The organism is Demequina iriomotensis (assembly GCF_000971395.1).
Taxonomy (GTDB): Bacteria; Actinomycetota; Actinomycetes; order Actinomycetales; family Demequinaceae; genus Demequina; species Demequina iriomotensis.
Map to the genome: position 1 here is coordinate 491,310 of NZ_BBME01000009.1, position 24,854 is coordinate 516,163.

General features: G+C 70.8%; 22 protein-coding genes and 3 tRNA genes. 19 read left to right on the forward strand and 6 right to left on the reverse strand.

Features of this window, described 5'->3' with window-relative positions; genetic code table 11:
* Positions 1 to 349 precede the first annotated feature (349 nt).
* The 6 genes from AOM09_RS02325 (at position 350) to AOM09_RS02350 (ending at position 8,235) form a co-directional block, all read left to right on the forward strand.
* Positions 350 to 2,257 carry a DUF4037 domain-containing protein gene (locus AOM09_RS02325; RefSeq protein WP_062383716.1) on the forward strand — a complete coding sequence of 636 codons (1,908 nt, stop codon included), beginning with the start codon at positions 350 to 352 and terminating at the stop codon, positions 2,255 to 2,257.
* Positions 2,258 to 2,264: 7 nt separating this feature from the next.
* A complete protein-coding gene (locus AOM09_RS02330) occupies positions 2,265 to 2,906 on the forward strand; it encodes a DUF4125 family protein (protein ID WP_228375031.1) in 642 nt (213 codons plus the stop codon).
* Positions 2,907 to 3,113: 207 nt separating this feature from the next.
* Positions 3,114 to 4,508 carry an FAD-dependent oxidoreductase gene (locus AOM09_RS02335; protein ID WP_062383720.1) on the forward strand — a complete coding sequence of 465 codons (1,395 nt, stop codon included), beginning with the start codon at positions 3,114 to 3,116 and terminating at the stop codon, positions 4,506 to 4,508.
* Between the two features lie 233 nt (positions 4,509 to 4,741).
* Entirely contained in the window at positions 4,742 to 5,617 is an 876-nt protein-coding gene (gene htpX / locus AOM09_RS02340; RefSeq protein ID WP_062383724.1) for a zinc metalloprotease HtpX, read from the forward strand.
* A 46-nt stretch (positions 5,618 to 5,663) separates the two neighbouring features.
* Positions 5,664 to 6,215 carry an isochorismatase family protein gene (locus AOM09_RS02345; RefSeq protein ID WP_082098744.1) on the forward strand — a complete coding sequence of 184 codons (552 nt, stop codon included), beginning with the start codon at positions 5,664 to 5,666 and terminating at the stop codon, positions 6,213 to 6,215.
* Positions 6,216 to 6,477: 262 nt separating this feature from the next.
* Complete coding sequence (locus AOM09_RS02350) at positions 6,478 to 8,235, forward strand: hypothetical protein (RefSeq protein ID WP_062383726.1); 1,758 nt, start codon at positions 6,478 to 6,480, stop codon at positions 8,233 to 8,235.
* Positions 8,236 to 8,250: 15 nt separating this feature from the next.
* Here AOM09_RS02350 and AOM09_RS02355 read toward each other — a convergent pair whose 3' ends face one another.
* Positions 8,251 to 8,916, reverse strand: a complete 666-nt coding sequence (locus AOM09_RS02355) for a dihydrofolate reductase family protein (RefSeq protein WP_062383729.1) — start codon at positions 8,914 to 8,916, stop codon at positions 8,251 to 8,253.
* 76 nt (positions 8,917 to 8,992) lie between these two features.
* On the opposite strand from AOM09_RS02355, the gene AOM09_RS02360 reads away from it, so the two are divergent.
* Entirely contained in the window at positions 8,993 to 9,952 is a 960-nt protein-coding gene (locus tag AOM09_RS02360) for an oxygenase MpaB family protein (RefSeq protein ID WP_228375032.1), read from the forward strand.
* Between the two features lie 79 nt (positions 9,953 to 10,031).
* Here AOM09_RS02360 and AOM09_RS02365 read toward each other — a convergent pair whose 3' ends face one another.
* Complete coding sequence (locus AOM09_RS02365) at positions 10,032 to 10,523, reverse strand: YajQ family cyclic di-GMP-binding protein (RefSeq protein ID WP_062383731.1); 492 nt, start codon at positions 10,521 to 10,523, stop codon at positions 10,032 to 10,034.
* A gap of 123 nt (positions 10,524 to 10,646) precedes the next feature.
* Between AOM09_RS02365 and AOM09_RS02370 the strand changes: the two genes are divergently transcribed.
* Positions 10,647 to 10,728 (forward strand) — tRNA-Tyr (locus AOM09_RS02370).
* Between the two features lie 188 nt (positions 10,729 to 10,916).
* On the opposite strand, the gene AOM09_RS02375 is transcribed toward AOM09_RS02370, so the two are convergent.
* Together AOM09_RS02375 and AOM09_RS02380 are read right to left on the reverse strand one after the other, a co-directional pair.
* Positions 10,917 to 12,371 carry a sugar porter family MFS transporter gene (locus AOM09_RS02375; protein ID WP_082098745.1) on the reverse strand — a complete coding sequence of 485 codons (1,455 nt, stop codon included), beginning with the start codon at positions 12,369 to 12,371 and terminating at the stop codon, positions 10,917 to 10,919.
* Between the two features lie 136 nt (positions 12,372 to 12,507).
* Complete coding sequence (locus AOM09_RS02380) at positions 12,508 to 13,941, reverse strand: NAD(P)/FAD-dependent oxidoreductase (protein ID WP_082098746.1); 1,434 nt, start codon at positions 13,939 to 13,941, stop codon at positions 12,508 to 12,510.
* A gap of 209 nt (positions 13,942 to 14,150) precedes the next feature.
* Between AOM09_RS02380 and AOM09_RS02385 the strand changes: the two genes are divergently transcribed.
* From AOM09_RS02385 to AOM09_RS02400, 4 genes are read left to right on the forward strand one after another with little or no spacing between them, the layout of a single operon-like run.
* Positions 14,151 to 15,332 (forward strand): polyamine ABC transporter substrate-binding protein, encoded by a 1,182-nt coding sequence (locus AOM09_RS02385; RefSeq protein ID WP_228375033.1) that lies wholly within the window; start codon positions 14,151 to 14,153, stop codon positions 15,330 to 15,332.
* A complete protein-coding gene (locus tag AOM09_RS02390) occupies positions 15,319 to 16,467 on the forward strand; it encodes an ABC transporter ATP-binding protein (RefSeq protein WP_062383740.1) in 1,149 nt (382 codons plus the stop codon). The genes AOM09_RS02385 and AOM09_RS02390 overlap by 14 nt, the downstream gene beginning before the upstream one ends.
* A gap of 1 nt (position 16,468) precedes the next feature.
* The gene (locus AOM09_RS02395) at positions 16,469 to 17,335 is read left to right on the forward strand and encodes an ABC transporter permease (protein WP_228375034.1); all 867 of its coding nucleotides are present in this window, start codon (positions 16,469 to 16,471) and stop codon (positions 17,333 to 17,335) included.
* Positions 17,335 to 18,156, forward strand: a complete 822-nt coding sequence (locus tag AOM09_RS02400; protein ID WP_062383746.1) for an ABC transporter permease — start codon at positions 17,335 to 17,337, stop codon at positions 18,154 to 18,156. Before AOM09_RS02395 ends, AOM09_RS02400 begins: the two co-directional genes overlap by 1 nt.
* A gap of 217 nt (positions 18,157 to 18,373) precedes the next feature.
* Here the strand turns inward: AOM09_RS02400 and AOM09_RS02405 are convergent, their stop codons facing one another.
* Positions 18,374 to 19,756, reverse strand: a complete 1,383-nt coding sequence (locus AOM09_RS02405) for an aspartate aminotransferase family protein (RefSeq protein WP_062383749.1) — start codon at positions 19,754 to 19,756, stop codon at positions 18,374 to 18,376.
* A gap of 87 nt (positions 19,757 to 19,843) precedes the next feature.
* Entirely contained in the window at positions 19,844 to 21,118 is a 1,275-nt protein-coding gene (locus tag AOM09_RS02410; RefSeq protein WP_062383754.1) for a winged helix-turn-helix domain-containing protein, read from the reverse strand.
* Positions 21,119 to 21,211: 93 nt separating this feature from the next.
* Between AOM09_RS02410 and AOM09_RS02415 the strand changes: the two genes are divergently transcribed.
* From AOM09_RS02415 to AOM09_RS02445, 7 genes are all read left to right on the forward strand, one after another.
* Positions 21,212 to 21,287, forward strand: a tRNA-Thr gene (locus AOM09_RS02415).
* Positions 21,288 to 21,332: 45 nt separating this feature from the next.
* Positions 21,333 to 21,406: transfer RNA gene (locus tag AOM09_RS02420), tRNA-Met, on the forward strand.
* Between the two features lie 68 nt (positions 21,407 to 21,474).
* On the forward strand, positions 21,475 to 21,639 hold the full coding sequence (rpmG, locus tag AOM09_RS02425; protein WP_042213233.1) for a 50S ribosomal protein L33: 165 nt from the start codon (positions 21,475 to 21,477) through the stop codon (positions 21,637 to 21,639).
* A gap of 85 nt (positions 21,640 to 21,724) precedes the next feature.
* Positions 21,725 to 22,711, forward strand: coding sequence for an endonuclease/exonuclease/phosphatase family protein (locus tag AOM09_RS02430; RefSeq protein WP_062383757.1), 987 nt, complete (start codon positions 21,725 to 21,727; stop codon positions 22,709 to 22,711).
* A gap of 39 nt (positions 22,712 to 22,750) precedes the next feature.
* Complete coding sequence (locus AOM09_RS02435) at positions 22,751 to 23,797, forward strand: endonuclease/exonuclease/phosphatase family protein (RefSeq protein WP_082098747.1); 1,047 nt, start codon at positions 22,751 to 22,753, stop codon at positions 23,795 to 23,797.
* Between the two features lie 39 nt (positions 23,798 to 23,836).
* The gene (locus AOM09_RS02440; protein WP_062383766.1) at positions 23,837 to 24,283 is read left to right on the forward strand and encodes an FAS1-like dehydratase domain-containing protein; all 447 of its coding nucleotides are present in this window, start codon (positions 23,837 to 23,839) and stop codon (positions 24,281 to 24,283) included.
* On the forward strand, positions 24,283 to 24,714 hold the full coding sequence (locus tag AOM09_RS02445) for a MaoC/PaaZ C-terminal domain-containing protein (RefSeq protein WP_062383770.1): 432 nt from the start codon (positions 24,283 to 24,285) through the stop codon (positions 24,712 to 24,714). The genes AOM09_RS02440 and AOM09_RS02445 overlap by 1 nt, the downstream gene beginning before the upstream one ends.
* Positions 24,715 to 24,854: the final 140 nt, after the last annotated feature.

Here is a 24,854-nt window from a genome sequence, read left to right on the forward strand (position 1 = left end):
AGGAGGGGGAGCTACGGCGTGGCGAGATAGCGCTCGTCAGGCCGAGCGCCCTGGATGGTCGGGACGATCCGTGGGCGACTCAGGCCGACAGACACATGGCACAGCGAACACAGCACGTGCGTGCCGGGATGTTCACCGAGATAGCCATGGCGGCGATGATGACACATCACCGGCCCGGTTGGGAACCCCGTTCGTCCGATTCGGCAAGGGACCAGGGTCCCAGGTAGCAGGCCACATGCCCCGGGGGGTGTCAGTCCGAGGGGTCCTTCGGCCCGGGCGGATGCACGATGCGGTGCCTACCCTGGCGAGCGAGGCGGCCGGACATGCCTGCCGCGGATCGGGGGAGCGGGTGACCGGCGAGGGCCGCTTCGACGTCGACGGGTTCCTGCGCGAGCTCGACCAGGTGTTCGCCGAGCATCGCGGGGCGACCCACGCGGAGCCGCTGGTGCGCGAGGCGCTCGCGGCGACGCGCGACCTCGGCGACCGCGCCGCAGAGCTCACCGTGGCCAACGAGGCGATGGGCCTGATGCGCTCGCTCGGCCGCCATGACGAGGCGCTCGGGATGGCCGATGCGGCGATCGCGCTCGTGGCCGCCCTCGGGCTCGACGGCTCCGAGGCGCATGCCACCACGCTCATCAACGTCGCCACCGCGCGACGCGCCGCCGGACGGCTGGACGATGCGCGCGTCGGGTACGAGCGCGCGCTCGAGGTCGCGGCCGTCGCGTTCGGCCCGCGCGACAGGCGGGTCGCCGCGTTGCGCAACAACCTCGCGCTCCTGCTGTCCGACCGGGGCGAGCACCGGGCGGCGCGCGCCGAGCTGCTCGCGGCGCTCGCGGTCCTCGAGGCCGCCTCGGTGGACCCGGGGGCGGACCTCGACATCGCGTCGAGCCGCACCAACCTCGCGCTCGAGTGCGTCCGGCTCGGCCTCGACGCCGAGGCGGTCACGCACGCCGAGGCGTCGATGGAGATCTTCAGGCGCGGCGCTCACGAGCGTGATCCGCACTACGCCGCGGCGCTCGCGGGGCATGCGGAGGTCAGCCTCCTCATGGGCCGTCCGGCCGACGCCGTCGACGCGTACGCCCGCGCCCTCGCGGTGGTCGAGGAGTGCTACGGGCGCGGATCCGACGCGTACGCGGTGACGGAGGCGAACCTCGCCGAGGCGCGCGCCAGGCAGGGCCCCCGCGCCGCATCGTCCCCCCGCGCGTCGTCCCCGGCGGCGCCGATCGGCGCGCCGGAGCCGCACGCGGCTCCCGACCCCGTCACGGGGCTCGAGCTCGCCCGCTCGTACTGGGAGCAGGTGGGGTTGCCGATGCTCGAGGAGCGCCACCCTGCGCTGCTGGCGCGGGCGGCGGTCGGGCTCGTGGGGCACGGCTCCGACCGCTACGGCTTCGACGATGCGTGGTCGCGCGACCACGACTGGGGCCCGGGCTTCTGCGTGTGGCTCACCGCGGAGGATCATGCGCGTCACGGCGCGGCGCTGCAGGCGGACTACGACGCGCTGCCCCGCGAGCACCGGGGGCACGTGTGGGGGCCGGAGACCCCGCGAGCCGCGGGCCGCCGCGTCGGGGTGTTCGAGGTCGGGGGGTTCTTCGAGTCGCTGACGGGCCACCGCGAGGCGCCGGGCGCCGACGCGCCGCATGCGTGGATGCTCCTCGACGAGGCGACGCTCGCCGCGGCGACCAACGGCGCCGTGTTCCGCGACCCGCTCGGCGCGTTCTCGCGCGTCCGCGACGGCTTCCGGCGCATGCCCGAGGACGTGCGGATCGCGCTGGTCTCCCGGCGGATCGGGATGATGGCGCAGGCCGGCCAGTACAACGTCCCGCGCATGCTCGCGCGCGGCGACGGCGAGGCGGCCTGGGTCGCGGTCGGCGAGTTCGTGAGCGCCGCATCGTCCGCCGTGCTCCTGCTCAACCGGCCGTCGTCGGCGGGCTACCTGCCGTACTACAAGTGGCGCTTCGCGGCCCTGCGCGCGCTCGCCGCGCGGCCCGCGTCGCGGCTGCCCGGGGTGCATCCGCTCCTGTCCGACGCGGTCCGGCTCGCGTCGGCCGCGTGCCTGGGCGGCGCCGGCTTCGGCGAGGGCGGCGCCGGCGCGGGACCGGCGCGCGCGGCTCTGGAGGCCGCCATCGCGGAGGCGTGCGCGCTCGTGGCCGGCGAGCTGCGGACGCAGGGGCTGTCGCGATCGGGCGACCCGTTCCTCGAGGCGCATCGCGCGGAGCTGGACGCACGCATCGGCGATCCCTGGTTGCGCGGGCTGTGAGGCGACCGTGAGCGAGACGTACGACGAGCGCGCGGCCCGCATGGCGCGAGCGCGCGAGGTGGTCGCGCTCGAGTGGGAGCAGTTCCAGCGCGTGCGCGGCGACGATGGGCGCGCGGCGTGCCAGGACGACCCGGCCGAGTTCGAGGTGCAGCGCCTGGGCCAGTTCATGACGTGGCCCATGCCGCTCCTGGACTCGTACCGGGACGACCTCACGGCGGCCGAGGCCTCGGGCCGGAACCTCCTGACCGAGAAGTACGCCCGCATGATGGAGACCACCGAGCCGGGCCGGTTCGCCCGGGAGCTTGCGCCGCACATTCCCGCGCTGTCCGCGCTGCGCCTCGCTGCCCAGGAGCGCATCGTCGCCATCCAGGTGGCGTGGGCGCGCGAGTTCCACGCGGGGTATCCGGCGCTCGCGGCGGGCATGCGCGTGCTCACCACCGCGGAGGACACGCGGGACGCCACATCCTTCGAGACGTACCTGCGGGGCGAGCTCGGCACGTACTCGGAGCGCACGCTCGCGCTCTACGGCGAGCTGGTCGACTCGCTCGTCGCGGCGGCCCAGAACCTCACGTGGCGCACGCTCGCGTACACGGTGATCCTGGCCGGCTACCGCGACCTCGAGGCGGCGGAGGCCGCGCACGCGAGGTAGGCCGCGCATCGTCCCGCCGCCCGCCACGCACGATACCCCGCCGGGCATCTAGCAGGACGGATGCCCCGGGGGGTACGAGCCGCCCGCCGTTGGCGGGACCCGCGCATGACGTGTCTATACTCTGGTGCCGTTCGCCGGGCCCGGGAAGCGGCGGACCTCGTCCCCCTCCCCGGATGCACCAGCCCGCCCGCACCTCGAGGAGTTCCTGTGACGACCGAACGCCCGCTCCGCGTCGCCATCATCGGCGCCGGACCGGCCGGCACCTATGCCGCCGACATCCTGTCCAAGACCGACCTCAACGTGTCGATCGACATCATCGAGCGGCTCCCCGCTCCGTTCGGGCTCGTGCGCTACGGCGTCGCGCCCGACCACCCGCGCATCAAGCAGATCATCGTCGCGCTCGCGAACGTCATCGGCCGCGGCGACATCCGCCTCCTGGCCAATGTCGACGTGGGGACGGACATCTCGCTCGAGGAGCTCCGCGAGCACTACGACGCGGTGATCTTCGCGACCGGCTCCTTCAAGGACGCCGACCTCGACATCCCTGGTATCGACCTGGAGGGCTCGTTCGGCGCCGCCGACTTCGTGTCCTGGTACGACGGCCACCCGGACGTACCCCGCACGTGGCCGCTCGACGCGAAGGAGGTCGCGATCTTCGGCGTCGGCAACGTCGGGCTGGACGTCGCGCGCATCCTCGCGAAGCACGTCAAGGACCTCATGCCGACGGAGATCCCGGCCAACGTGGTCGAGGGCCTGTCGTCCTCGCCCGTCACCGACGTCCACGTCTTCGGGCGCCGCGGCCCCGCGCAGGCGAAGTTCTCGCCGCTCGAGCTGCGCGAGCTCGGCCACGTGCCCGACGTCGACATCGTCGTGTACCCGGAGACCGACTACGAGTTCGACGAGGCCTCGATGGAGATCGCGGAGAACAACAAGCAGCAGAAGCAGGTGGTCAAGACCCTGACCGACTACGCGCTCAAGGAGCCGGGCACCGCGTCGCGTCGCATCCACCTCCACTTCCTGCAGAGCCCGCACGAGGTGCTCGGCGAGGACGGCAAGGTCGTGGGCGTCCGCATGGAGCGCACCGCGCTGCAGGGCGACGGCAACGTCAAGGGCACCGGCGAGTTCATCGACTACCCGGTCCAAGCCGTGTACCGCGCGGTCGGCTACTGGGGCACGGAGATCGAGGGCATCCCGTTCAACGGCGCCAAGGGCACCATCCGCAACGAGGGCGGCCGCGTGGTCGACGAGTCCGGCGAGCACCTGCAGGGCTACTACGCGACCGGCTGGATCAAGCGCGGCCCCGTGGGCCTCATCGGCCACACCAAGTCCGACGCCTCGGAGACCATCGCGAACCTGGTCGAGGACGCGCCCTCGCTCTACGCCGAGACCAAGGCCACGCCGGCCCAGCTGAGCCCCGACAACGTGCTGCGCCTGCTCAAGTCGCGCGGCGTGCCGGTGGTGCAGTGGGCGGACTGGGAGATCCTCGACGCGCACGAGCGCGCGGTCGGCGAGCCCCACGGCCGCGAGCGCATCAAGGTGGTGCCGCGCGAGGAGATGACCGAGATCGCGCTGAGCCGCGCGGTCCACAACGTCTCCCCCTGACGTGGATTCCCACTGACAGTGGTGAACCGTGGGGCCGATGCGACGGGGACGACCGTCGCATCGGCCTCACGCGTCTCCGGCGGCACCTGCGTCATCGGAAGTCTCTGACGGACGCGCCACGCCTGGCAACCTGGGCTGACACCCGGTGCCGGAGGTCTGTGGCACGATTCCCCGCAGGGGGGAACCGGCGTGTGCCGACGCACGTTCTCCCCCCGAGGGAAGGCGGAGGACACGTGGGCAGGAAGTACTTCAACGGGCTCAAGACCACCGGTCTGTTCGTGGCGCTGTGGGCCGTGATGCTCACGCTGGGCTCGTTCGTGGGCGGCGGGCAGTTCCTGTGGGTCTTCGCTCTCCTGTCCGTCGCCGGCACCGCCTTCGGCTACTGGAACTCCGCCTCGCTCGCGATCCGTGCGATGCACGCGCGTCCCGTCACCGAGGTCGAGCAGCCCGCGATGTACCGCATCGTGCGCGACCTCAGCCGCGAGGCCAACCAGCCCATGCCGCAGCTCTACGTGTCGCCCACCGCGGCGCCCAACGCGTTCGCGACCGGCCGCAACCCGCAGAACGCCGCCGTGTGCTGCACCGAGGGGATCCTCGAGCTGCTCGACGAGCGCGAGCTGCGCGGCGTCCTGGGCCACGAGCTCATGCACGTGTACAACCGCGACATCCTCATCGGCTCGGTCGCGGCGGCCTTCGCGGGCATGATCACGGCGGTTGCGCAGATGATGTTCTTCTTCGGCGGTGGGCGCGATTCGCGCGACAACCCCCTCGGGATCTTCGGGCTGCTCGCGATGCTCATCCTGGCGCCCATCGCGGCGTCGCTCATCCGCATGGCGATCTCCCGCACGCGGGAGTACGACGCGGACGAGGACGGCGCGACCCTCACGGGCGACCCGCTCGCGCTCGCCTCGGCGCTGCGCAAGCTCGAGCAGGGCGTGAAGGCGCGCCCGCTCAAGGACTCGCCCCAGCTCGAGAACGTGTCACACATGATGATCGCGAACCCGTTCCGCGGCGAGGGACTCGCGAACCTGTTCGGCACGCACCCGCCGATGGATCAGCGCATCGCGCGCCTCGAGGAGATGGCCCGCACCCGCGGGTTCCTGCGCTGATGTGCTTGCCTGCCGCGCTGTCGGTGGCTCGACGTAGCGTGGTCCCGTGAGCCTCTTCCGGGACCGTGACGGCACCGCGCTCGTCGTCATCGACATGCAGCGCGACGTGGTCGCGTCCGCGGTCGACCGCGACGGCGTGATCGCGCGGATCTGCGACCTGGTTGCGCGGGCGCGCGCGGCAGACGTGCCCGTCGTGTGGGTCCAGGACACCCTCGACGGCCGCGTGGGCGAGGACGGGTGGAGGCTCGTGCCCGAGCTGGTCCCCGTCGACGGCGAGCAGGTCGTCGCGAAGGAGCACGGCGACGCCTTCGAGGGCACCGCCCTCGAGGACGTGCTCGCGGGAGCCGGGGCGGGGTCGCTGGCGGTCTGCGGCGCGCAGACCGATGCGTGCGTGCGCTCGACCCTGCACGGCGCCTTCGTCCGCGGCTACGACGTGACGCTCGTGGCGGACGCGCACACCACGGAGGACCTCACCGCGTACGGGGCGCCGCCTCCCGCGCAGGTCATCGCGCACACGAATCTCTACTGGCGGTATCAGAGCGCGCCGGGGCGGACCGCGCGCGTGGTCGAGGCCGCCGCGCTGGCGTTCGACGCCTGAGGTGGCGCGGTTGGCGATGTGCGGCAGATGCTGTGCATGTGCGTCGCCGACTGTGAGCGGGTCCGGCCGGATCGGTCCCGCTCAGTGCAGGTAGCCGTCGCCGAGCGCGTTTGCGATCTGGTGTTTGCCGTGGGGTTCCGTCAGACTCTCCGCGTGAGCGACGCTTGGGGGAGGCGCTGTGGGGGGAAGTGGGCTGCCAGTGTCGGCGGTGCGACAGGGAAGAGTGCGTCGCGGTCGAGTCCTTCGGTGGACTGTGCCGGTCGTGCTCGTCTTGGTGGTCTGTGGCGGCTCAGGCATGTACTTCGGAGACCGGTGGGCTGACTCCGACAGTGATGGGTTGACCGATCGAGAGGAGAGGGTCGGTTGGCGAACGGCGGACGGTGCAGTTCGCGCGACCGACCCGGAGGCCGCGGACACGGACGGCGATGGCCTCGCGGATGGCGAGGAGGCTGGCGCAGTGGTGTCCGAGCCTGGTGCCGACACGGTGTACGCGGGCGTTTCGAACCCCACCAATCCCGATTCCGACGGCGATGGACTCGTTGACGGCGTCGAGGTGCATGGATGGTCGACGTTGTATGGCGCCACGTACCGCACTGACCCGATGGATCGGGACGCAGATGGCGATGGGTTGACAGACGGCGAGGAAGCGGGACCCGCGTTGGTTTGGGTCGCGACGGACTCGTTCTACCTAGGCGTCGCGGATCCCTCGAAGGAAGACTCCGACGCGGATGGCCTCAGCGATGGGTCCGAGGTGCGCGGCTGGCTGACGGTGCGAGGAACGTCGTACCGAACCGACGCGATGAGCCCCGATTCCGATGGCGACGGGTTGACCGACGGGCAAGAAGCGGGCTCTGCGAGAGAGGATGCGAAGCTGGGTGTCGTCTACACGGCATTTGCGGACCCGCTGTTGAGTGACACGGATGGCGACGGGTTGAGCGACGCAGCCGAGGCCGACCATTCCCTCGACGCGTTCGACCGAGACAGTGACGGGGATGGCCTCTGGGATGGTGCGGAGGTCATCCTGTATGGAACCGCTCCAGAGCTCGCTGACACCGACGGCGATGGCTTCGATGATGGCTTCGAGGTCGCGGATCGTGTGGGCAGAGGTCTCGATCCGCTGCTCGCAGATCTCGAAGTGCCGTTCGCCACCTATGCCTGGGACTTCGCCCAAGGTGCATTCGCGGGCGAGTTTGCGAACGGAGACTCCCTGGCATGGCTTGCGGGCAGCCTCGTCGCAGGTGGCGCGACCCTCGTTCCAGGCGTCGGCACTGTCATCGGTGGTGCCGCCGACCTCCGGGACGCCATCGCGTCCGCGATCCATCAGGACTGGGTGGCAGCAGGGTTCACCGTCATCGGTATGGTGCCTGGCTCGGGCGATGCTGCCCAGGTGGCTGGCAAGGTGGCGAGGTTCGTGGCCCGTCATCCCAAGCTTGCAGGTCGGGTCGGCGCGCACGTGGTCAGCCTCACGTGGGTGCCGGAGCGGCTGCAAGCTGCGGCAGTTCGAGCGACAGCGGAGGCGGACTGGGACACCCTCAAGAGTTCGGGATCCACCGATGCCACTTTACTTCGTCTTCAGAAGGGCAAGACCTCGGTGCCTGAGGTTGCAAGTTCGATGAGACGAGCGAGGCATGTCCTCGGCGCCGCCGTGGAGTTCGCGTCGGATGTCTACGAGGCTGAGCAGTTGATCGAGGACCTTTACCGTGGCGTAGCAGACAGCGTCGCGACCCACCAGACGGTGTCGACCGAAGGCTGCGTCTCGATATGCACCACGCTGGTGCGTAGCCTCGACCTAGTGGCTGATGGAATCGCGCACGAGAGCAAGGCAGGGCGCGTGTTCCTTACGCCAGCGATCCGGCAGCAGATCGAAACCGACGCCTACCTGGTCGAAGTGGGTGCCATCAAGGGAGCCCACTGGCACTTCGTCGCAAGTGCGGTCACCGACTCGCTTGGGCCGAGTGCCGAGGTGCTCGACCTACTCGAGTCGCGGGGAATTCCATATACGATCCACCTTCCCAACTAGAAAAGCCGGGTGCCTTCAAGGAATAGCCCGGGCAAGCGCGTGCGTCGACCGGCGTGCGAAGGTGAGGTGCGTGACGCCGCTCGGGGTGCTCACGGCCTCGACGGTGAAGCGCTCCTCGAGCCCCTCGAGCCCCTGCCACAGGCTGCCGCCGCGGCCGAGCACGATCGGCACCACGACGACGTGCAGGAGGTCGACCAGGTCCTCGGCGAGGAACGCGCGCACCGTGGCCGGGCCTCCGCCGAGCCTCACGTCGAGCCCGCCCGCCATCGCCTGGGCCTCCGCAAGCGCCTCGGCGGGCGACGCGGTGCGGAAGTGGAACGTCGTCTCGCCGAGGACCAGCGGCTCGCGCGGACGATGCGTGAGGACGATCACGGGCGTACGGAACGGCGGTTCCTCGCCCCACCAACCGCGCCAGCCCGCATCGTCCTGCCACCCCGGCGGGCCGAACTTGCCCGCGCCCATGATCTCGACGCCGATCCCCTCGAACGACCTCCGAGCGAACGCGTCGTCAGGCGTCTCGGGCGCATCGTGCCCCTGGAGGGACGCCCACGTCGCGCTGTCCTTGAACCACTCCATGAGGCGCATCCCGGCGTGGCCGAACGGCGCGTCGAGGCGCTGATCGGCGCCCGTGGCGAAGCCGTCGAGCGAGACCGCGAGGTTGTGCACCCGCACCAGGGACATGGCTGCAGTGTCGCATCGCGCGGGCTGGCGCGCTCGGCTGTTCACTTCTCGGCGCGCGTGACGTAGGTTGCGAGACGTGAGGCGCGACCACTGGCGGCGGGTGAACGAGGCGCTCGACCCGGAGCGCGACTTCGTCGAGATCTACCGGACCCTGGTCATGCACGAGTTCCCGTGGGACATGAACCAGGCGCTCAGCTTCGCGCTGTTCCGCACCTACGCCGTTCCGGGCATCGGCCGGCTGCTCGACGCCACGGGGGAGTTCACGCGGCGCACCCAGAAGCGCTACGACGACACGGCGCTGCTCCTCGAGGCGCCGACGCGGCTCGGGTTCGCCCATCCCGAGGCCCGCGTCGCCATCCGCCGTGTCAACCAGATGCATCGTGCCTACGACATCCCCGACCACGAGTTCCGGTACGTGCTGTCGACGTTCGTGGTGGTGCCCAAGCGCTGGATGGATGCGTACGGCAAGCGGCCGTTCAGCGAGGCCGAGATCGATGCCTCGGTCCGCTACTACCGGGAGCTCGGGCGGCACATGAACATCCCCGATGTGCCCGAGACCTACCTCGGCTTCGCTGCGCTCATGGACGCCTACGAGGCCGAGCGCTTCGGCTTCGACGAGGGCGCTCGGCGGGTCGCCGACGCGACGCTCGCGCTGCTGCTGACCTTCCGGCCCGCGGTGCCCAAGCGGCTCATGGAGGTGGTCAGCCGCGCGCTCATGGACGATGCGCTGCTCGACGCGCTCCGGTACGAGCGGCCGTCGCGCCGGACCGTCGCGCGCGTGCGGACCGGGGTGCGGCTGCGCGGCCGGCTCGCGGGTCTGCTGCCCGCTCGCGCGAAGGCGACCGGCGTGGCGGACCTCCCGTGGATCCGCAGCTACCCCGATGGATTCCGCGTCGAGGACCTGGGGACGTTCCCGGGCACGGCGGGCGGTGCGGCAGGCGGTGCGGCGGGATGCCCGGTGCCTCACGACGCTGCGCCCGCGGGCGACCGCCGAGCGGCGCCCACCGCCGCAAGTCACGGATCCGACGACGCGTGATCGCGCCTTGAGGGGGGCCGTCGGGCGAGGTGCGCGACAGCCGTGACTTGTGGCCGGTGGGCGGCGGCCGCCGCGTCCGTCAGCGGAAGTTGACGAACTGCAGCGCGGCGTCCACGTCCGCGCCCTTGAGCAGGGCGATGGTCGCCTGGAGGTCGTCGCGCGACTTCGAGGTGACACGCAGCTCGTCACCCTGGATGAGCGCCTTGACGGACTTGGGGCCCTCGTCGCGCACGAGCTTGGTGAGCTTCTTCGCGACGTCCTGCGCGATGCCCTCCTTGACCTTCGCGACCAGGCGGAACTCCTTGCCGGACGGCTGAGGCTCGCCCCACTCGAGCGACTTCATCTCGATCTGGCGCTTCGCGAGCTTGGCGATGAACACGTCGAGCACGGCCTTGACGCGCTCGGGGCTGTTGGCCTTCATGAGGACGTCCTCGCCCGAGAACTCGATCGACGCGCCGACTCCCTTGAAGTCATAGCGCTGGGCGATCTCCTTGGCGGCCTGGTTGAGCGCGTTGTCGACCTCCTGGCGGTCCACCTTGGACACCACGTCGAAGCTGCTGTCGCCTGCCATCTCATCCTCCATCTCGGCGCTCCGAAGGCGCCGTGGTCGGTCGTCGGTGAGGGCACCCGGACGCGATTCGCGTCGGGCCCTCGATCCTTGCTATCCTTCCATGCGCGCCGCTTGCGGCGCACTGGCGGGTTGCCCGAGCGGCCAAAGGGAGCTGACTGTAAATCAGCCGTCACTGACTTCGGGGGTTCGAATCCCTCACCCGCCACACGACGAAGCGCCCCTCCCGGGATCGGGAGGGGCGCTTTCGCGTTCCCCCGGCGGGACCGCGCCCTGACAGTGGCAACGGATCTCGCGGCGACACACCGCGTCGCGCGGCACGATGCGGCGTGTGGGCCCGGCGTGTCGGGACCAGCTCCGTTGCCACTGTCAGGGCGGCGGGGCGGCAGGCGAGGGCTACACGCCCGCGCTCGCGTCCTCCTTGGTGTGCGCGTTCGCGTCGTCGCGCATGTCCTCGAGCTCGACGCCGCGGGTCTCGGGCACCCGCGCGAGCACGAAGAAGAACGACAGGAGCGCCATCGTCGCGTAGAAGCCGTACGCGAACACCAGCGAGATGTCCGCCATGCCCGGGAACGAGACGGTGATGAGGAAGTTCGCGATCCATTGCGCGGCCGCCGCCACGGCCAGCGCCGTCGCGCGCATGTGGTTGGGGAACATCTCGCCGAGCAGCACCCAGACCACCGGTCCCCACGAGGCGGCGAAGAACACCACGAACGTGTTGGCGGCGATGAGCGCGGCCGTCGCCCACCCTCCCTCGAGGACCGTCTCGCCCGCGGAGTCGACGGTCGCGTTCGCGAACGAGAGGGCCATGATCGCGAGCGACACGAACATGCCCGCCGAGCCGATGAGGAGCAGCAGGCGGCGGCCGATGCGGTCCACCAGCGAGATGGCGATGATGGTGGCGACGATGTTGGTGAGCGACGTGATGGTCGACGTGGTGAAGGCGTCGGACTCGTCGAAGCCCACGGACTTCCACAGGGTGGTCGAGTAGTAGAAGATCACGTTGATGCCCACGAACTGCTGGAACATCGACAGCAGGATGCCGGTCCACACGATGGGATGCAGGCCGAGCGCATGGCCGCGCAGGTCGCGCATCGAGCGCTTCTCGTCGTTGCCGAGCGAGTGCCGGATCTGCGCGATCTTGTGGTGAGGGTCCGCCTCGCCGGTGTAGTCCGCGAGGATCTGGGCGGCCTTCTCGTCTTCGTGCTTGGTCACCAGGTACCGCGGCGACTCCGGCAGACGCAACGCCGCGAGGCCGTAGATGAGCGCCGGCACCGCAGCCGCGAGGAACATCCACCGCCACGCGGGCAGCCCGGCCCACAGCTCCTCCGAGGCGCCGCCCGCGGTCGAGGCGAACACCTCGTCGCTCAGGAGCGCGGCGAAGATGCCGAGCACGATCGCCATCTGCTGCAGCGAGCCGAGCCTGCCGCGGAAGGTCGCGGGGGCGACCTCGGCGATGTAGGCGGGCGCGATGACGGAGGCCGCGCCGATCGCGAGGCCGCCGAGGACGCGCCACGCCACCAGGTCCCACACGCCGAAGGCGAAGCCCGAGCCGAACGCGGACACGAAGAAGAGGATGGCCGAGATCACCATGACGCGGATGCGGCCGTAGCGGTTCGCGAGCCCGCCCGCGAACCAGGCGCCCACCGCACAACCCAGCAGCGCCGAGGCCACCGCGAAGCCCGTCACCGCCTCGGACAGCTCGAACTCGCCCTCGATCGCGTCGACCGCGCCGTTGATGACGGAGGAGTCGAACCCGAACAGGAACCCGCCGAGCGCGGCGCCGATGCTGATGGCGACCACCCGCCCATGGAGCTTCTGGGGTGATCCCGGTGAGGCGGGCTGTGACATGTCGGCTCCAATCGCGGGTCGCGCCGGTGCGATCCTGGTCCTCTGCATCGGCGGCGGGCCGGTGCGGCCTCTACAGGTGAAAGTAACGCGATTATGCCCGGCCTGCCTGCTCAGACACGGCCGAGACCGCCCAGGTTCAGTGCCCGCCGGTGAACGGCGCCATCACCCGGGCCGCGATGCTGTCGCGCCCGGTCAGGCGCTCCTCCGCGTCGGCCGCGGTCATCGCGCGCAGGCCCGCGTTGACGCCCATCCAGCGCAGCGGCTCCGGCTCCCAGCGGGGGGAGCGGTGCCCGACCCACGGCAGCGTGGTGAGCTCGCTGTCGACGCCCAGGATGAGGTCGCGCAAGGTGCGCCCCGCGAGGTTGGTGGTGGTGACCCCGTCGCCCACGTAGCCGCCGGCCCAGCCGAGGCCGGTCGCCGCATCGTGCCCGACGGAGGCATGCCAGTCGCGCGCGATGCCGAGCGCGCCGCCCCAGGCGTGCGTGATCTCGACATCCCTGAGCACGGGCAGCAGGTCCACGAGCGTCGAGCGGAGCTTGCGGTGGGTGTCGCGCGCATGCCGCGGATCGAGCCGCACCGTCGAGCCGAGGCGGTAGGGGGCGCCGCGCCCACCGAACACGATGCGGTCGTCCGCGGTGCGCTGCCCGTAGATCACCAGGTGGCGCCCGTCGGTGAAGGTCTCGCGGCGCGCGAGGCCGATGCGCTCCCACAGGGAGGCCGGCAGCGGCGCGGTGGCGATGATGAGCGAGTGCACCGGGACCACGTCACGCTCGTGGCCCGGCAGGCCCGGGGTGTAGCCCTCAGTCGCGCGGATCACGTGCGCCGCGGTCAGGGTGCCGCGATCGGTCTCGACCCGATGGGGGACGATGCGCGTCGCGGCGGTGCGCTCGTGGACGCGCACGCCGCGCTCGCGGACGGCACGCACGAGGCCGCGCACCAGCCGGCCCGGGTGCACGGCGGCGCAGTCGGGCGTATAGGTGCCTCCCAGCACGCCGGTCCCGGCGAGGTGGCCGCGCGCCTGCGAGGCGTCGAGCAGCGTGAGCTCGTCGTCCCTGCGGCCCCACGCGCGCGCCTCCTCGACCTCGGCGCGGGCGCGCGCGAGCTGCGCGTCGGTCCGTGCGAGGACCACGGTGCCGCCCTTGGCCAGGCGTGCGTCGATGCCCGCGGCGGCCGAGGCGCGGATCACCTCGTCGACCGAGGCCCTCATCGCGGCGTGCTGGCGCAGCGCGGCATCGCGCCCGGCATCGCGGGCGAGCGTCGCGAGCGAGCTCGGGAACAGCGCGGAGGCCCAGCCGCCGTTGCGCCCCGACGCCCCGAAGCCCGCGATCTCGCGCTCGACGATCGCGATCCGCAGGTCGGGACGTGCCTCGGCGAGGTAGAAGGCCGTCCACAGGCCGGTGAAGCCGGCGCCGACGATCGCGACGTCGACCTCGCGGTCGCCGTCGAGCGCATCGTCCGCGACCAGGTCGTCGCCGCACGTCGCGAGCCACAGCGAGACGCTCGCATACGCCCGCGCCCGGTCCCCCGGCGCCGCGGGTGCCGGACGCCTGTCGCCTCCCCCGAGATTCATGGATCAAGTGTGGTGCGGGTCACCCGCGAAACATCGCTGCAATATGCGCGCCCGGACAAGTCGTTTCGTGCGCGTAAATTCTCAGGCCAAAACGACCGATTGCGCATTCCAATTTGATGACGGCGCCCCGGATACGGGAGGGGGCGTGCCACTATCTGGTCACTCGCTGTCATTCGACCGGGGTGATGCCCGGAGTCAAGGAGGTCGACGTGTCCGAGGTCACGCCGCCGGAGGAAGTGCAGAAGAAGGGCGTCTCGCGCCGCGGGCTGATGATCGGGGGCGCGGCCGGCATCGCGGGCCTCGGCGCGGTCTACCTCATGGGGCGCGGGAACGGCGGCGGCACCTCCGCGGGCTGCGTCACCACGGACCTCTCGGACACCGAGGCCGTGCTGAACATGTCGAACTGGCCCGAGTACATCGACGAGGACGACGGCGACTACGTCTCCACGCTCACGGCCTTCCAGCAGGAGTCGGGCATCGCGGTCACGTACACGCCCGACGTCAACGACAACGTCGAGTTCTTCGCGAAGGTCCGCAACCAGCTGGGCGCATGCCAGCCCACGGGTCGCGACATGTTCGTCCTCACCGACTGGATGGCGGCGCGCATGATCGACGCCGGCTGGATCCAGAAGCTCGACAAGGCGAACGTCCCCAACCTCGACAAGAACCTCATCTCCTCGCTCCAGGGCGTGGGATGGGACCCCAACCGCGACTACTCGGCGCCGTGGCAGTCGGGCTTCACCGGCATCGCCTACAACAAGTCGCTCGTCGGCGAGGTCGCGAACATGAGCGAGCTGCTCACGCGCTCCGACCTCAAGGGCAAGGTGACGATGCTCACGGAGATGCGCGACACCATGGGCCTGCTGCTGCTCGCCGACGGCGCCGACCCGTCGAACTTCACCGATGACGAGTGGGCCAACGCGCTCGACAAGATCTCGAAGGCGCGCGCCGACGGTCAGATCCGCGCGTTCACCGGCAACGAGTACATCAACGACCTCGCCAACGGCAACATCGCGGCGTGCGTCGCGTGGTCGGGCGACGTCGCCGCCGCCGAGGACGAGAACCTCGTCTTCCTCCCGCCGGAGGAGGGCCTGATGATCTGGTCGGACAACATGATCGTGCCGGTCCAGGGCCAGCACAAGGCGAACGCCGAGAAGCTCATCGACTACTACTACGACCCCGCCGTCGCGGCGAAGCTCGCCGCGTACGTCTGGTACGTCTGCCCCGTCGACGGCGCCCAGGCCGAGATGGAGAAGATCGACCCGTCGCTCGTCGACAACCCGCTCATCTTCCCGAGCGCCGACTACCTCTCGCAGACGCACAGCTTCATGGCGCTCGACGAGGCGAAGGCATCGCAGTACGAGAAGGACTTCGCGAATGTCACTGGCTGATCAGGCCCGTGGGGACCTCAAGCTCACCGGTCTCCACAAGCGGTACCCCAACGGCTTCGTCGCGGTCGAGTCGCTCGACCTGGTGATCCCGCAGGGCTCGTTCTTCGCGCTGCTGGGCCCGTCCGGGTGCGGCAAGACCACCACGCTGCGCATGGTCGCCGGCCTCGAGGAGGCCACCAAGGGCACCATCCACATCGGCGACCAGGACATCACGCACGCGAAGCCGTACAAGCGGCCCGTCAACACGGTGTTCCAGAACTACGCGCTGTTCCCGCACCTCACCATCGCGGAGAACGTCGCGTTCGGCCCCAAGCGCCGCGGCGCGAAGGACCCGGCTGCCGACGTCAAGGAGATCCTCGCGCTCACGGAGCTCACCGAGCAGGCGGGCAAGCGGCCCGCGCAGCTCTCGGGCGGCCAGCAGCAGCGCGTCGCGCTCGCCCGCGCCATCATCAACCGCCCCGATGTCCTGCTGCTCGACGAGCCCCTGGGCGCCCTGGACCTCAAGCTCCGCCGCGCGATGCAGCTCGAGCTCAAGCGGATCCAGGACGAGGTAGGCCTCACCTTCGTGCACGTCACGCACGACCAGGAGGAGGCCATGACCATGGCGGACACGGTCGCGGTGATGAACAAGGGACGCATCGAGCAGATGGGTGCGCCCTACGACCTCTACACCAACCCCCACACCACGTTCGTGGCCAACTTCCTCGGACGCTCGAACCTCATCAAGGGCAAGGTCGTGGGCCGCGAGGGCACGGGCGCCGATGCGGTGGTGAAGGTCGACATGCACGGCACCATCGCGACGATCAAGGCGAGCAAGGTGCACACCACCTCGGACGAGGGCTGGGTCGGCATCCGTCCCGAGAAGGTCCTCATCCAGCCGGAGGGGCAGACCATCGACGCCCCGGGCGCCGCGCTCTCGGGCGCGGTGGTGGTGGACGCGAGCTACATCGGCGTCTCCACCGACTACACCCTGCGCATGCCGTGGGGTCAGGAGATCACCTGCTTCGAGCAGAACACGGGCCGCCGCGGCGGGCTCATCCCCGTGGGCACCAAGGTCGACGTGTCCTGGCGTCCCGAGTTCGCGTTCCTTCTCGACTCCGCTCAGGACGTTGAGGCGGGGCTCGAGGAGGACTGACGTGGAGGCGCTCCAGCGGGTGTTCGGCAAGAACGCCGCCTACTACCTCATCGGGCCGGCCGCGATCTGGCTCGCGGTCTTCTTCCTGTTCCCGATGCTGTCGCTGCTCACCACGTCGCTGTCGGACCCGGCGACCGGCTCCCCGATCAACGGGTACACGCTCACGTGGCGCGTCCAGAACTACGTCGAGGCGCTCGGCGACTACTGGCCGTACATGATGCGCTCGCTGCTCTACGCGGGCATCGCGACAATCCTGTGCCTCGTGCTCGGCTACGTCCTCGCCTACGCGATCGCGTTCAAGGCGGGGCGGTGGAAGACCGTGATGCTCGTGCTCGTCATCGCGCCGTTCTTCACGTCGTTCCTGGTCCGTACGCTGTCGTGGAAGCTCATCCTCGCGGACAACGGCTTCATCGTGAACACCCTGCAGACCCTGCACATCCTGGGCGAGGACGGGCGCCTGCTCGCCACGCCGTTCGCGGTGATCATGGGCCTCACGTACAACTTCCTGCCGTTCACGATCCTGCCGCTCTACACGAGCCTCGAGAAGATCGACCCGAAGCTCAACGAGGCCGCGGCCGACCTGTACGCGAGCCCCTTCCAGCGCTTCACCAAGGTCATCTGGCCGCTGTCGCTGCCCGGCGTGGTCGGCGGCACGCTGCTGACCTTCATCCCGGCGACGGGCGACTACATCAACGCGTCGCTGCTGGGCAGCCCGAACACGCAGATGGTCGGCAACAAGATCCAGCAGCTCTTCACCACGGCGGGCGACTACCCGCACGCGGCGGCGCTGTCCGTGATCCTCATGGTGATCATCGTCGGCATGGTGCTGGTCTACGTGCGCCGCGCCGGAACGGAGGAGCTGCTGTGATGACCCGCCTCGGCAGCTGGATCGGCAAGCACCTCATGCTCACGCTGGGCATCCTCGTGCTGCTGTACATGTACATCCCGAACTTCATCGTCGCCCTGATGTCGTTCAACGACTCGTCGGAGTCGCGCAACCTCTACCAGTTCCAGTCCTTCACGTGGGACAACTGGCTCAACCCGTGCGCGCCGCAGGGCATGTGCGAGTCCCTGAGGGTCAGCATCAGCATCGGCCTGCTGGCGACCCTGGGCGCGACCATCATCGGCACGCTAGCCGCGTTCGCGCTGGTGCGTCACCGCTTCGAGGGCCGCTCCACCATGAACCTGGTGCTGTTCCTGCCGATGGCGACGCCCGAGATCGTCATGGGATCGTCGCTGCTCGCACTGTTCGTGGCGGCGGGCTTCGGCGGTCAGCTCGGGTTCTGGACCATCCTCATCGCGCACATCATGTTCTGCATCTCGTTCGTGGTGGTGACGGTCCGCTCGCGGCTCGCGGGGCTCGACTCGAACCTCGAGAAGGCCGCCTCCGACCTCTACGCGAACGAGTGGCAGACCTTCTGGCGGATCACGTTCCCGCTGGTCTTCCCCGGCATCCTGTCGGCGGCGCTGCTGGCGTTCTCGCTCTCGTTCGACGACTTCATCATCACCAACCTCAACTCGGGCACCACGGTGACCTTCCCGATGTTCGTGTGGGGCGCCGCGCAGCGCGGCGTCCCGATGCAGGTGAACGTCATCGGCACCCTGATGTTCCTGGTCGCCCTCGCGATCGTGATCGGCGGCGAGGTCGCCAACCGTCGCCGGGCGAAGGGCAGGGCCGCGGCGCTCTGAGCCATGCACGCGGAAGGGGGACGATGCGCGCATCGTCCCCCTTCTCGCGTCCGGCTGCGGTTCGCCGCTCGTCGCGTGCCTGAGCGTCAGGCCTGCTGCCGGTGGGCCCGACGTGCGTGCCGGAACCGACTCGCATATCGGACGATGCACGCGTGCGTCCGACAGGGAGGCCGGAGCGGCGACGGATCGCGACCGTCCGCCGCCCCGACCGTGGCGGCTACAGCAGGGCGTGGGCCCTCGAGATCACGTCGCGCAGGATGCGCTCCATCTCGTCGAACTCCGGCTGGCCGATGGTGAGCGGCGGCGAGAGCTGGATGACCGGGTCGCCGCGGTCGTCGGCGCGGCAGTACAGCCCCGCGGCGTAGAGCTCCTTCGAGAGGAAGCCGTGCAGCACGCGCTCGCACTCCTCGGCGGTGAGCGACTCCTTGGTGGTCCGGTCCTTGACCAGCTCGATCCCGTAGAAGTAGCCGTCGCCGCGCACGTCGCCCACCATCGGCAGGTCGAGCAGCCGCTCGAGCGTCGCGCGGAACGCCGGGGCGTTCTCGCGGACGTGCTCGAGCACGCCCTCGGTCTCGAAGATCTCGAGGTTCTTGAGCGCGACCGCGGCGGCCACCGGGTGGCCGCCGAACGTGTAGCCGTGCGCGAACATCTCGCCCTGCTCGAGGAACGGCTCCATGAGGCGGTCCGAGGCGATCATCGCGCCCATGGGCGCGTAGCCCGAGGTGAGCCCCTTCGCCGACGTGATCATGTCGGGCACGTAGCCGAAGCGCGTCGCGCCGAACATCTCCCCCAGGCGGCCATACGCGCAGATGGTCTCGTCCGAGACCAGCAGCACGTCGTAGCGGTCGCAGATCTCGCGCACGCGCTGCCAGTACCCGGGCGGCGGCGGGAAGCAGCCTCCCGCGTTCTGCACGGGCTCGAGGAACACGGCGGCGACGGTGTCGGCGCCCTCGTTGAGGATCGCGACCTCGATCTGGTCCGCCGCCCAGCGCCCGAACGCCTCGGGGTCGGAGCCGTCGTGCAGGCCGTGGGTGATGCCGGAGGCGCGGTAGAGGTTGGTGTTAGGCACGCGGAAGGTCGACGGCACCAGCGGCTCGAACTGCTGCTTGAGGCCGGGCAGGCCCGTGATCGACAGCGCGCCGTGCGGGGTGCCGTGGTACGCGACGTTGCGGCTGATGACCTTGTGCTTGAGCGGCTTGCCCACGAGCTTGAAGTAGTTCTTCGCGAGCTTCCAGGCGGTCTCGACGGAGTCGCCTCCGCCGCTGGTGAAGAACACCCGGTTGAGGTCGCCCGGCGCGAGGTCCGCGAGGCGCTTGGCCAGCTCGATCGCCGGCGGCGTCGCGTACGACCACAGCGGGTGGAAGGCCAGCTCCTTGGCCTGCGCGGCGGCGGCCTCCGCGAGGTCCTCGCGGCCGTGGCCCAGCTGGTTGACGAACAACCCGCCGAGCCCGTCCAGGTAGCGGCGGCCCTCGACGTCGTAGATGTACGCGCCCTCGCCCCGGACGATGATCGGCACGTCCTCCGCCTCGTACCGGGAGTGCTGGGTGAAGTGCATCCACAGGTGGTCCTTGGCGGCGCGCTGCATCTGTTCGGGGTCCATCCGGACATGCTTCCGTGACTCCCGGGGCGGTCGCAACTCGCTTCCGGCGGGGATCGCCCCCGTTTCCGCACGGTTCGTCCTGAGGTGTCAGCCGGTGGCGAGCGCGCCGTCGAGCGGAGCCGCGAGGTCTCCGCGCGGCGCCACGGCCACCGTGGCGAGCCCGAGCCAGCCCGCCATGGTGCGGAGCTCCGCCGCGAGGGCGCGGGCGACCTCCGCGTCCGGCCGGCGCCGCGCGGCGCCGGGCGCGCGGCCAGGCTCGCGCCACGCGGCCTCGACGGACAGGATGCCCTCCTTGCGCCGCGCCTTGAGGTCCACGCGCGCCTCGAAGCGGTCCCCGTGGAGGAACAGCAGGCAGTAGTAGCCGAACACGCGCTGGGGCGCGGGCGTGTAGATCTCGATGCGGTAGTCGACGCCGAACATGCGCAGCAGGCGTGGGCGGTACCAGCACACGGGATCGAAGGGGCTGAGGAGGGCCGAGGCGGTCGCCCGGCCCGGGTCCGCCGCCGTCCGCGCCAGCAGCGCGGGCTCCCGCCACCCGTCCACCTCGACCCACGACGCGAGACCGCGCTCGACCGCCGAGGAGGCCCAGGCCGCGGCGCCGGCCGCCGCGCCCTTGCGGTGCGCATCGTCCCGCGCGGAGCGGGGCAGCCGGAAGTGGTCGGCGATGTCGGCCGGCGTCCCGATCGCGGTCGCCGCGAGGGCATGGTCGAAGAGCAGCTGGTGCGCGTCGGCAGGTGGGAGGCCCCACGTGCCGTCGGCCGCGCCCGGCATGCCCCACGCGCGCAGCGGCGCATCGTACGTGCGGCGGAAGTGCGGGCCGCGGGACGCGGCGACCTCGCCCGTGATGAACAGGTACTCGAGCGCGTCCTTGACGTGTGAGGTGTCCCACCACGTGCCGCGCGCACCCTCGCGCGGGGCGAGGTGCTCGAGCTCGGCGGAGGTGAGGGGGCCTTCCGCCTCGACGGCCGCGCGCACCTGCGCGACGAGGCCCGGGCGCTCGCGCTCGAGGCGCGCGTGCACGCGTCCCTGCCACGACGCGTACGCGCTCATGCGGTGATGCATCGCCGGCAGGAGGCCGACGGGCATCACCGAGGCCTCGTGACCCCAGTGCTCGAAGGCGTGCTCGCCCGACCACAGCCAGCGGTCCAGACGGTCGCGGTCGTAGGGGCCCTGGCGCGAGTACAGCGGCAGGTGGTGGGCCCGCGCCAGCACGTTGACCGAGTCGAGCTGCAGGACGCCCTGACGTTCCAGGTACTCGCGGAAGCGCGCGGGCCCGGGGCGCGTCGACGGGCGCCGGCGGGCGAGGGATTGCGCCGCGAGATGGATGCGGCGGGCCTCGGCGGGGCTGAGGGAGGCGGTCACGGGGCCACTCTAGGAGGGGGTTCCGACAGCCGCGGGGCGTCCCGCGGGGCCGATTTTGTTTCGCGGCCCGGCCCGTGTAATCTATTCCGGCCAGCCCCGATAGCTCAGTCGGCAGAGCGTTTCCATGGTAAGGAAAAGGTCCAGGGTTCGATTCCCTGTCGGGGCTCCAAGTCCGCCGTCATGTATGGTGGATCGCCGCCGCAAGGCGGCACGCGGCGGGGTAGCTCAGCTGGTTAGAGCGCACGACTCATAATCGTGAGGTCGCGGGTTCGAGCCCCGCCCTCGCTACGGAATCAGGCAGACGTCTGACTCATGCGCCTTCGCGAGGCGCGTCCCTACAAGGCTGGGAGAGAACCATGGCCAAGAACGACGTTCGTCCGAAGATCACGCTCGCGTGCACCGAGTGCAAGGACCGCAACTACATCACGCGCAAGAACCGCCGCAACAACCCTGACCGTGTGGAACTCTCCAAGTTCTGCCGGAAGTGCGGCAAGCACACCGCGCACCGCGAGACGCGCTAAGCAGCAGCTTCGATCGCAGGCCCGTCGCCCACCCGGGGCGGCGGGCCTGCGGCGTTTCCGGGCGCGGACCTGGCAGGCTCGCGCCGTGGACGATGCGGGGCGGACGGGACGCGCGGACGATGCGGCGGCCGGGGTGCCGTGGCGGCGGCTCGCGACCGTCGGGGGGTGGGTGCTGCTCGCGGGGCTGCTGGTCCCGGTGGCCGCGCGGCTGCTCGGCTGGGAGCGCGGACCTCTCGCGTACGCCGTGACGGTGGTGCCGTGGATCGCGGTGGGCGCGCTGGTGCCCGCGGCTCTCGCCGTGCTCGGCCGGGCGTGGCGGCTGCTCGCGGCGGCGGGTGCCACCGCCGTCCTGTGCGCCGTGTGGGCCGCGCCGCTCTACGTCGCCGAGCCCGGGCCGGGGGAGCCGGTCCTCACGGTCGCGAGCGCCAACCTGCTCACGGGCCGCGGCGACGCTGCTGCGGTGGTCGCGATGGTCCGCGAGCGGCACGTGGACGTGCTGTCGCTGCAGGAGCTCACCCCCGAGGCAGCGGACGCGCTCGCCGACGCGGGGCTGGAGGAGCTGCTGCCGTACACCGCGGCCGTCCCCGACGCGATCTGGCGGGGGACGGGGCTGTGGTCGCGGTACCCGATCGAGGGCTGGGAGAGCCTCGACGGCTACACGTTCCACCAGGTGCGCGCGCGGCTGGACGGACCCGACGGTGCTCTCACGGTGCTCGCGCTGCACCCGGCGGCGCCTCAGCCGTGGGTGCACCGTGCCTGGTCCTCCGAGACTGCGGCCCTGGTCGAGGTGCTCGACGGTGTCGACGGCCCCGTGCTCGCGGCGGGCGACCTCAACACGACGCGCGACCACGCGGTGTTCCGCGAACTCGAGTCCCGCGGCTTCGCCGACGCTGCCGATCAGGCCGGGGCCGGGCTGCTGCCCACCTATCCCGTGGGCCGTGCCGTGCCGCCGCTGGTGGTGCTCGACCACGTGCTCGAGCGCGACACGGGATGGGTGGCCTCCGAGGTCGCGACGGTCGCGATCCCCGGCTCGGACCACCGGGCGATCGTCGCCACGTACGCGCGCCGCTGATCCCTGGCAGGACGCGACCCCCGGTGCCAGACTGGGCCGATGAGGGAGCAGGGGGAGGCCGTGCGCCGCAGCGCGTCGGCCGAGGAAGCATCGTCGCTGGTCAGAATACTCAGGGCGGTCGCGCGCGTGACGGGGTGGTGCGTCATCGCGGCGGTCCTGGTGCCGGTCGTGGTGCGGCTCACGGGCTGGGAGCTCGGACCGCTCGCGATCGTGGTGTCGGCAGTTCCCTGGGTGACGCTCGTCGTGCTCGTGCCGGTGGTGCTCGCCATCGCGGCACGCGCATGGCAGCTGCTCGCCGCATCGTCCGCCGTCCTGATGCTGTGCCTCATCTGGATGGCGCCCTTCTACGTGTCCGAGCCTGCGACCGGGGAGCCGCAGCTGCGGGTGGCCACCTTGAGCCTTGCGAGCGGGACCGCGGACGGCGGCGACGTCGTCGCCATGGTGCGCGACCACGACGTCGACGTGCTCGTGCTGACCGAGCTCACCGCACGGTCGCTGCGCGAGCTCGAACGCGCAGGGCTGGATGCCGCGCTGCCGTACAGCTGGCGGAACGCCCCTGACGACCGCATCGACCGCAAGTCCGGCACCGGGTTGTGGTCGCGGATCCCCCTCGAGGACCCGGAGGCGCTTCGCGGATTCAGCGCCACCACCATCCGCGCGCAGATCGAGCTCGGCGAGGAGCCTCTCACCGTGATCGCCGTCCACCCCGAGTCGCCCAACCGCCTGGAGCACGTGCAGTGGCAGCAGGACCTCGAGGCGCTTCACGACGTGCTCGAGGCGCACGAGGGACCCGTGCTGGTCGCCGGCGATTTCAACGCGTCCTTCGACCACCGCCTGTTCCGTGACATCGTGGCGCTCGGCTACGTCGATGCGGCGGACCAGGCGGGAGCCGGGTTCATCCCGACGTTCCCGCGCGGGGATCTTGAGCCCCAGCTGAGCGGCATCCGCACGGTGTTCAGCTCGCCGCTTGTGGTGATCGACCACGTCCTGGTCCGCGATGCGGGACTGACCGCGACGCGGGTCGACGGTGTCGAGGTCCTCGACAGCGACCACCGGGGGCTCGTCGTCGAGTACTCGGGCGAGTGAGGAGCGCGGCGGCGCGTGCATCCTGGATAAGGTGGCCAGGTGCCAGTCAACACCGATGCCGTGGGCCGCGCGTACGGCCCTCATGAGCCCTACGAGGTGACGCGGGTGAAGATCCGCGAGTTCGCCGATGCCGTCGACGCGTACTCCTTCGCCCACCGCAGCGAGGAGGCCGCGCAGGCCGAGGGCTTCGACGATGTGGTGGCCCCCACCACGTTCGCCGTGGTGATCGCGCAGCAGGCCGAGTTCCACGTGGTGGTGGATCCCGAGGTGGGCGTCGACTTCTCGCGCGTGGTCCACGCGGACGAGCGGTTCACCCACCACCGGCCCATCGTCGCCGGCGATCTCATCTCCGCGACCGTCCACATCGACGACATCAAGCAGCGCGCGGGCATCTCCACCGTGACCACGCGGACCGAGCTGAGCGACCAGGACGGCGCGCCCGTCGCGACCGTGATGAGCACCCTCGCGGTGCGCGAGGAGGCCTGATGACCGCCGAGAACCGTCCGGCGTTCGCGGGCCTCGAGGTGGGCCACGTGGTCGCGGAGCGCGAGGCCACCTTCACACGTGACACCCTGGTCCGCTACGCGGGCGCCTCCGGCGACTTCAACCCCATCCACTACAGCGACGCGTTCGCGGAGTCGGTCGGGCTGCCGGGCGTCATCGCCCACGGGATGCTCACCCTGGGGACGGCGGCCTCCGTGGTCGAGGAGTGGGCCGGGCCGGGCAACGTGGTGGACCTGCAGACCCGCTTCGCGCGCCCGATCCCGGTGCCCGCCATGGGCGAGGCGGCGGTGGTCTACACCGCGAGGATCGGCGCGCTCGACGCCGAGGCTCGGACCGCGCGCATCGACGTCCTGGTCGAGTTCGAGGGGCAGAAGATCCTGGCGAAGGCCCAGGCAGTCGTGGCCTGCGCCTAGCTCGGCCGCGCCGGGGCCTCCCTGGAGAACGTGCGGCGGTCAGGAAACGCTCCCGCGTGCCTATAAGGTGGCACCGCGAGATCCCGTCGTGCGCATTCCGCGCAACGGCGTTAGCGTCGCTTTCACGGGGCCGCACCACA

Coding starts and splice junctions, on each gene's coding strand:
- AOM09_RS02355 (WP_062383729.1), bottom strand. CDS start 8,916: ATGTCCCTGGTGCGGGTGCACAACCTCGCGGTCTCGCTCGACGGCTTC.
- AOM09_RS02365 (WP_062383731.1), bottom strand. CDS start 10,523: ATGGCAGGCGACAGCAGCTTCGACGTGGTGTCCAAGGTGGACCGCCAG.
- AOM09_RS02375 (WP_082098745.1), bottom strand. CDS start 12,371: ATGTCACAGCCCGCCTCACCGGGATCACCCCAGAAGCTCCATGGGCGG.
- AOM09_RS02380 (WP_082098746.1), bottom strand. CDS start 13,941: ATGAATCTCGGGGGAGGCGACAGGCGTCCGGCACCCGCGGCGCCGGGG.
- AOM09_RS02390 (WP_062383740.1), top strand. CDS start 15,319: ATGTCACTGGCTGATCAGGCCCGTGGGGACCTCAAGCTCACCGGTCTC.
- AOM09_RS02400 (WP_062383746.1), top strand. CDS start 17,335: ATGACCCGCCTCGGCAGCTGGATCGGCAAGCACCTCATGCTCACGCTG.
- AOM09_RS02405 (WP_062383749.1), bottom strand. CDS start 19,756: ATGGACCCCGAACAGATGCAGCGCGCCGCCAAGGACCACCTGTGGATG.
- rpmG (WP_042213233.1), top strand. CDS start 21,475: ATGGCCAAGAACGACGTTCGTCCGAAGATCACGCTCGCGTGCACCGAG.
- AOM09_RS02435 (WP_082098747.1), top strand. CDS start 22,751: ATGAGGGAGCAGGGGGAGGCCGTGCGCCGCAGCGCGTCGGCCGAGGAA.
- AOM09_RS02445 (WP_062383770.1), top strand. CDS start 24,283: ATGACCGCCGAGAACCGTCCGGCGTTCGCGGGCCTCGAGGTGGGCCAC.